The 6,165-nt window shown below is 69.3% G+C and carries 5 protein-coding genes; 2 read left to right on the forward strand and 3 right to left on the reverse strand.

All coding sequences use genetic code 11. The features are described from left to right. The first annotated feature begins 70 nt into the window (after positions 1–70). On the forward strand, positions 71–1,438 hold the full coding sequence (locus ACFVYE_RS03610) for a GH1 family beta-glucosidase (protein ID WP_389603879.1): 1,368 nt from the start codon (positions 71–73) through the stop codon (positions 1,436–1,438). Here the strand turns inward: ACFVYE_RS03610 and ACFVYE_RS03615 are convergent. Beyond that, positions 1,427–2,653 (reverse strand): MFS transporter, encoded by a 1,227-nt coding sequence (locus ACFVYE_RS03615; RefSeq protein ID WP_389603881.1) that lies wholly within the window; start codon positions 2,651–2,653, stop codon positions 1,427–1,429. The genes ACFVYE_RS03610 and ACFVYE_RS03615 overlap by 12 nt on opposite strands. Before the next feature lie 94 nt (positions 2,654–2,747). Between ACFVYE_RS03615 and ACFVYE_RS03620 the strand changes: the two genes are divergently transcribed. Beyond that, positions 2,748–3,878 carry an alpha-L-fucosidase gene (locus tag ACFVYE_RS03620; protein ID WP_383972171.1) on the forward strand — a complete coding sequence of 377 codons (1,131 nt, stop codon included), beginning with the start codon at positions 2,748–2,750 and terminating at the stop codon, positions 3,876–3,878. A gap of 314 nt (positions 3,879–4,192) precedes the next feature. Here the strand turns inward: ACFVYE_RS03620 and ACFVYE_RS03625 are convergent, their stop codons facing one another. Together ACFVYE_RS03625 and ACFVYE_RS03630 are read right to left on the reverse strand one after the other, a co-directional pair. After that, positions 4,193–5,242 (reverse strand): hypothetical protein, encoded by a 1,050-nt coding sequence (locus tag ACFVYE_RS03625; RefSeq protein WP_383972172.1) that lies wholly within the window; start codon positions 5,240–5,242, stop codon positions 4,193–4,195. A gap of 36 nt (positions 5,243–5,278) precedes the next feature. Further along, positions 5,279–5,812 carry a hypothetical protein gene (locus tag ACFVYE_RS03630; protein WP_383972175.1) on the reverse strand — a complete coding sequence of 178 codons (534 nt, stop codon included), beginning with the start codon at positions 5,810–5,812 and terminating at the stop codon, positions 5,279–5,281. Positions 5,813–6,165: the final 353 nt, after the last annotated feature.

Here is a 6,165-nt window from a genome sequence, read left to right on the forward strand (position 1 = left end):
CTGCCCCGCCAGGTTCTGCTCAATACGCACTCCTCAATACGCACTCCCTCTTACGGCTGTGGAGGCCGAGATGAATGTGCCGTCGTTCCCGCCCGGTTTCCTCTGGGGAGCCTCCGCCTCCGCGTTCCAGACCGAAGGGGCGTCCGACACCGACGGCAAGGGCCCCTCCGGCTGGGACGCCTTCGCCGCACAGCCAGGACGGATCAAGGACGGCACCGACACCACCCGCGGGACCGGCTTCCACCAGCACTACCGCGAGGACGTCGCCCTCCTGGCCGGCCTCGGCGCCGACGCCTTCCGGTTCTCCGTCAGCTGGCCGCGCGTGGTGCCCGGCGGCAGCGGACCCATCAACCCGCAGGGGCTCGACTTCTACGACCGCCTCGTCGACGAACTCTGCGCCCACGGCATCACCCCGGCCCCCACCCTCTACCACTGGGACACCCCGCTGCCGCTGGACGAGGCGGGCGGCTGGCTCAACCGGGACACGGCCTACCGTTTCGCCGAGTACGCGGGCATCGTCGCCGAGCGCCTCGCCGACCGCGTACCGATGTGGATCACCATCAACGAACCGGCCGAAGTGACGATGCTCGGCTATGCCCTCGGCGAGCACGCACCGGGCCGCACCCTCCTCTTCGACGCCCTGCCCGCCGCCCATCACCAGCTCCTCGCCCACGGCCTGGCCGTGCGCGCACTGCGCGGCGCGGGCGCCGACAACATCGGCATCGCCGTCTCGCACACCCCCGTCTGGACCGCCGGGGACTGCGAGGAGGACCGCCTGGGCGCGCAGCTGTACGACACCATCACCAACTGGATGTTCGCCGACCCGATCCTCACCGGGCGCTACCCCGACGAGAACTTCGCCGCGCTGATGCCGGGCCCGGTCGATGACGACCTGTCGACCATCTCCACCCCGATCGACTGGTACGGGGTCAACTACTACAGCCCCACCCTTGTCGGCGCCCCGGACACGGAAGCCCTGGAAACCTTCTCCGGCTTCGAGATGCCCGCCGAACTCCCCTTCGGCATCCGCGAGATAGAGGGCTACGAGAAGACCGACTTCGGCTGGCCCGTCGTCCCCGACGGCCTGCGCGAGACCCTCGTCCAGCTCCACAGCCGCTTCGGCGACCGGCTCCCGCCGCTGTACATCACCGAGAACGGCTGCGCCGTCGACGAGCCGGCCCGGGACACCCGCCGGATCGCCTACCTCGAAGGACACCTGAAGGCCCTGCGGACGGCCATCGACGCGGGCATCGACGTCCGCGGCTACTTCACCTGGTCGCTCACCGACAACGTCGAATGGACCGAGGGTGCCAGCAAGCGGTTCGGCCTGGTCCACATCGACTACGAGACGCTGCGCCGGACGCCCAAGGACTCGTACGACTGGTACCGCGATCTGATCCGTGCGCAGAAGACCGGCACCGGCGGCTCAGCTCACTGACCTGATACGCCACACCAGCACCCCGCCCGCCACCGTCACCACGGTCGACGCCAGATAGAGCCCGGCATAGCCACCCGCGTACGCCACGATCGGCGCGGCCAGTGCCGGGCCGAGGACCTGCGGCGCGGAGTTGGCGACATTGATGACACCCAGGTCCTTCGCCCGGTCGACGGCCGTCGGAAGGACCTGGGTGATCAGCGCCTGGTCGACCGCCACATAGATGCCGTAGCCGAGCCCGAGCACCACCGCGGCCGCCATCGCAGCCGGCCAGGTGTGCCAGAACGTCAGCAGCAGCGACCCCGCCGCCATCACCATCGAACAGGCGCTGACCATCATCTTCCGCTTGCCCAGCCGGTCCGAGACGATGCCGCCCGCCACCGCCGTCACGACCACACCGCCGGTGTAGAGCAGCGTCAGATACAGCACGCCCATGTCCGGATCCGGGTAATGCACCGCGTCCTTGAGGAAATACAGCAGATAGAGCGTGCCGATCGCATTCCCCAGCTGGACCAGGAAACGGGTCAGCCACGCCCACCCGAAGTCGGGATGCAGCCGCGGACTCACCCAGAAGTCCCTCAGCCGGACCACCGGCCCCCGCACCCCGGGCACGACCGGGTCGCGGGTCATCAGGACGAACGGCAGCGCACACAGCACCACGAGCCCCGCAAGCACCAGATAGCCCGCACCGGTTCCGGTCACCGCCACGGACACCAGCAGCACCCCGAAGACCAGCCCCAGCGTCTGCGGTATGCCGATGAACCCCGAAACCGCCGCCCGCTGCCGCACCGGCACCTGGTCGGGAACCACCGCGTTGGTGCCCGCCAGCATCGTGTTCAGCCCCAGCTGCGCCAGACACCAGCCGAGCGCCACCCCGACCACCGTCGTCTGCGCCGCCGTCACCACCAGACCCACCGCGCCCACCAGCGCACCGCCCAGGATCCATGGATGCCTGCGGCCGAACCGTCCGCCCGTACGGTCCGACAGCGCGCCCGCGACCGGGTTGGCGATCACCGCGACCAGCGCTCCCGCCCCGGTCGCCCAGCCGAGCGCGACCTCCTTGCCGGACGAGGTCAGATCATCGATCTGCTCCGCGAGCAGCACCTGGATCGGGGTGAGAAAAGCCATGTACAGGCCCAGATTGGCCAGCACCAGACCGCCGATCCAGCCACCGCCGACGCGGTGCTGCGGTTCCGTACGGGGATCGTTCAGGATCATCGGCCGCTCGCCATCGCTCGTCAGGGTCCGGCAAGGTGCCCCGGAGGTGCCCGGATCTTACGAACGACCCCCTGTGTGATCAATACTTCGCGCCATGGTTGCTTCATGGTGGTCCCGGGCCCGACTGGGGATCTTTGTGCACTGGACGCCCGCCTCCGTACCGGGCTGGGCCCCGCCGTACGTCCCGGCGGACGAGCTGCCCCTGGCGGGCCGCCGCTCGCCGCTCGGCTGGACGTCGTACGCCGAGTGGTACGAGAACGCGCTCCGCTTCCCCGACAGCCCCGTGTCCGCCCACCACCGCGCGACCTACGGCACCCGCCCGTACACCGCCTTCGGGGGCGACTTCAACGACGCGCTGGACACCTGGGACCCCGCCGCCTGGGCCCGCAGTTTCCGCGCCGCGGGCGCCCGCTACGCCGTCCTTGTCACCAAGCACCACGACGGCTTCTGTCTCTGGCCCTCCGGGGTCCGGAACCCGCACCGCACCGGCTGGCACACCACGCGCGACGTGGTCGGTGAATTCGCCGAAGCCGTCCGGGCCGAGGGGCTCCGCTTCGGCGTCTACTACTCCGGCGGTCTCGACTGGACCTTCGACGACCGGCCCATCGGCACCGGCGCGGACACCGTCTCGGCCGTCCCGCGCGGCAGCTACCCCGCGTACGCGGGCGCCCAGGTGCGCGAACTGATCCGCCGCTACCGCCCCGACATCCTCTGGAACGACATCGCCTGGCCCGGCTCCCGCTTTGACGTCCAGCGGCTCGTGGAGTACTACCGCTTTACCGTCCCGCACGGCGTCTTCAACGACCGGCTGTTCCCGTACGCACCGATGTGGCGTGCACTGCAACTCCCGGGCGCCAAGGCCCTGTACGACCGCTGGGAGCGCCGCACCATCGCCCAGGGCGAAGGCTTCGTCCCGCGCAAACCCCCGTACTACGACTTCCGGACGCCCGAATTCGCCCGCTACACCGGCCCCGACCCGTACGAGATCACCCGTGGCATCGACCACAGCTTCGGCTACAACCGCAACTCCCCGCCCGAGGCGTTCCTCGGCCGGGACACGCTGGACTCGCTGGTACGGGAGACGGCGTCCGCGGGCGGCAATCTGCTGCTCAACGTGGGGCCGCGCGGCGAGGATGCGACGATACCCGCCGAGCAGCAGCTCCGCCTGGACTGGCTGGCGGAACTCAGCCCTGAACTCACACCGGATGGATGCATTCCTGGCTGATGCGATGCCCGGCGCGGGCGAACGCGACCGCCATGGGCGCGTTGCCCCGGTCGGTGGCGGCCCCGGCGCCGGGCCGCTCCCGCCGGTCGGCCGGCCACCTGGCCCGAAGGCGGCGCGGCCGACGAGCTCACGGCCTTGCGGGGTGGGGAAAAGATGTGGTCGCTCTCGGTGAGCGCGCGGATGCCCGGTTCGGTCGTGGAAGAGCCCTCCGGAAGTCCGTGGCGGACATGTCCACCGCACGAACAGCCGGCTCGGACACCATGACCACCAGCCTTACTGTCCATGAGCCGGGAACAGTGCGTACCCGTACCACTTCATTCCCGCGCTTCCGTCCCGTTGTCGGCCGCTCTTCCACTGCGCCGGCGGACGCGGACGCCGGCGATCAGGAGGGCGGTACCCAACAGGAGGAACCCCGGGAGCAGCATCTTGAGTGCGACACCGCCGGGCGCTTCGACGTCCATGGCTGCGGCCGGGGCGATGCCTTGCCCGTGCGGGAATCCGATCTTCGCGCGGAACTTCTTGACGAGCAGTCCGCTTTTCAGTTCAAGGGTGGCGCGCCAAGGGCCGTCGGCCACTTCGTCGGTCACCGGAATCATCACCGGCTCGGACTGATGGGGTGCCAGGCTCGTGCCCAGCTGTACCTGGTAGGGGCCCGCGCTGATGCTTCCCGACACCGAGGACAGCTTCAGGGTGCCGGACAGGTCCAGAGCTCGGCCCCCGGTGTTGATGATCTGGGCGCGGACGATCGCGCGCCCGTCCGGGCCGCGTTCAGCCGTCATCGTGCGCGCGGTGAAGTCCGGGGCCGGGGGGTTGTGGCCGCCGACTGAGAGGTACATCCGGATGCCGGTGCGGCTCACCAGGGCGACACCACCACCTCGACCGCCACTGACTTGCGCCCAGACCACGGCATAGCTCTCGCCCGGCGCCGCGTCCTTGGGCACGGCGATCGTCACGGTGTCTCGGATGGTGCCGTGGGCGGGAACATCGAGCGTCCTGTGTTTCAGCCTTGTCCAGGACGAAAGCTCGTTCCGCGTCCTGCCGGCTGCCCCCACGAAGGAGCCGTGGGTGATGGTGGCGGCGGCCGGATACACGTCGACGTGCAAGGTGGAATCAGTGGTGTTCAGCACTTCGATGCGGCGGTGCACGGTTGTGCCCGGTGTCAGATTGTCGACGATGTAGTGCCGTGCTCGTGGATCGTCGGCCAGGTCGACCGGGATGTCGACGAGGCGAACGCCGACGCTTCCCTGGCCGGAGGCCGACGAACGGGCCGGACCCGCCGCGTCGGCGGCCGCAGGTGAAGCAGCGCCGGTGGCCACGATGAGTGCTGCGGCCACCAGAGCCGGTACGGGAATGGAACTGCGCATGGTGGGGACCCCCCCGGTGATTTCGGTGTGCTGTGATCAGGCCACGGAGTGGGTGATCGTCGAGCTGTAGGTGCCGGCCAGGGCGTCCGCAGGGATCGTGACGGAGATGGTCGGGTTCCAGACGGCGGTGTTGATCCCGGACACACTGGTGGCGGTCTGGACGGGGCCTGGCGGGTACAGGGGAATCAGGTTGCTGGCGTTGACGGTGGCCGTGCCGGTGACCGTGGCGGCCGGCGTGTTGTAGCTGCTGGAGCCGGGGGCGGAGACCGAGATGTTCTGCGGTCCTGTGAAGTCGGTCCCGTTCGCGGTGACGACCCAGCCGGTCGTGCCGCCCCGGTTGTCCGTCACGGTGACGTTTCCGAGCTGTTGACTGACCGTCTGGGGGGTGCTGCTGGCAGGGACGGTGCCCAGGCTCACCGGCCCCGTCGGCACAGTGATGTCGATGGTGCCGGTGGTGACCGAGAGGGTCACCGGTGTGGTTCCGCTCTGATCGGCCGATGCCGGCAGGGGGTGGGCCAGAGCCGCAACCAGGCCGACTGCGAGTGAAGCGGCCGCGATACTTCTGCGCATCTTGATCCTCCATCGAGGGGGTCACAGGTGCAGGTGGAATTCACCTCCCCGTCGGTATCGGCAGAAGACCGCATTCATGATCACTTTCGTCGCCCTTTCCACCGGATCGGCGCATTCGCTCTCTAGGATGGTTTTTCTATGACACTCCATGGCTTCGCCTGGCGGGCCGTGTTGTGGGCTGATCGTGCGAGCCGGTCCGTTCGCCGGCGGGCTGCCGGTTCTGCAACTGCCGGATGGCTGTGACGAGGTTGCTGCAGCCGGATCGCCGGGTGGTCACGCATGCGGCGGTCGCTGACCGGCTCGCTGCCATCGGACCGTCCACCGGATTGAGACCGGCCGGCGAATGGGGACGC

The organism is Streptomyces sp. NPDC058239 (genome assembly GCF_042882185.1).
In the GTDB taxonomy this organism is placed as follows: domain Bacteria; phylum Actinomycetota; class Actinomycetes; order Streptomycetales; family Streptomycetaceae; genus Streptomyces.